This is a genomic window from Pseudoalteromonas holothuriae, assembly GCF_945859825.1.
GTDB classification, from domain to species: Bacteria; Pseudomonadota; Gammaproteobacteria; order Enterobacterales; family Alteromonadaceae; genus Pseudoalteromonas; species Pseudoalteromonas holothuriae.
Genome location: NZ_CAMAPC010000070.1, coordinates 1 through 989, shown reverse-complemented (window position 1 = coordinate 989; position 989 = coordinate 1). Strand labels below are relative to the sequence as shown.

1 protein-coding gene is annotated in these 989 nt (G+C 38.5%); it reads right to left on the bottom strand.

The annotated features are described in order from the left end of the window. Positions 1–14: 14 nt before the first annotated feature. A complete protein-coding gene (locus tag OCI93_RS20900) occupies positions 15–899 on the bottom strand; it encodes an IS982 family transposase (RefSeq protein ID WP_077538070.1) in 885 nt (294 codons plus the stop codon). Positions 900–989 lie beyond the last annotated feature (90 nt).

Sequence of the window (989 nt, the reverse complement as noted above, 5' to 3'; positions counted from 1 at the left end):
AACCTGAGATCTGCTTAAGCGATAACTAATGCGTTAAGCTCTACGTCAGTTAAATTAAGGTGTGGCTTATTTTCTTTAAAGCAATAAGCCACCAATCCAGCCACTAAATTCAACATAAAGCCGTTCATACTCCGATGTCTCGAATGTTCAATGAATGATATATTCTTGAGTTGGTCATTAATTGTTTCGATTATAAAACGCTTTGAAAGCATCGCTCTATCCCATAATGACATCGCTTTTGCCTTCATATTTTTGCGAACCGTCGTAATCAGCTTTACCCCTTTATCGAGCAAATCCGCTTCTAAAGCCTTACTTAAATATCCTTTGTCACCGTATAATTTATCCGTCAGGCAGCTCGCTAATTCGCGGACTGGTTGAGTATCATGTACATTTCCTGTTGTCACTTTCGCAGCAACAATTTCACCATGATGATTAACGACTAAATGCAGCTTGAAGCCATAAAACCATCCCATCGTTCCTTTACCTCTCTGGGCTATTCCATCAAAGGTCTTGTGTCTTGGAATACGAATGTTATGGCAGACCTTAATAGATGTAGAATCAATGAATTCAACGCCTGTGGGTTTACCTTTAAGTGAAGTGAAATAGGCACACATTGGCACAATTACTCTCGGCATAACGGCTAGAAATCGTGTGTAACTGAGTAAGTTAGGAAATTCACTTTTGTACATAAGTGATACATAACCAAGGTAGTAGTTTTTGAAATCACGATGATGTGACATGTGAAAACTAATAACAATAGTCATAATTTCACTGGTCGTCATACGGCCTGCTCGCTGACGTTTTTGGGTGCCATCTTCGAGTAATTGTTTTTTCCATTGGGGTATAAATACTTTGCAAAAATCATCGACATCGCAAAACAATTCAACTAATTTAATCATGCCTGTTCCTTGTTTATCCAATCGTTCTTGGTCGAAAGATCGGATCTCGGAACAGGCATTTAGTTCAATTTCTTAAACGAGATTCAGGTT

What these genes read in the sequence shown, in the direction of transcription:
- OCI93_RS20900 (WP_077538070.1), bottom strand. Translation starts at nt 899, where the DNA reads ATGATTAAATTAGTTGAATTGTTTTGCGATGTCGATGATTTTTGCAAA.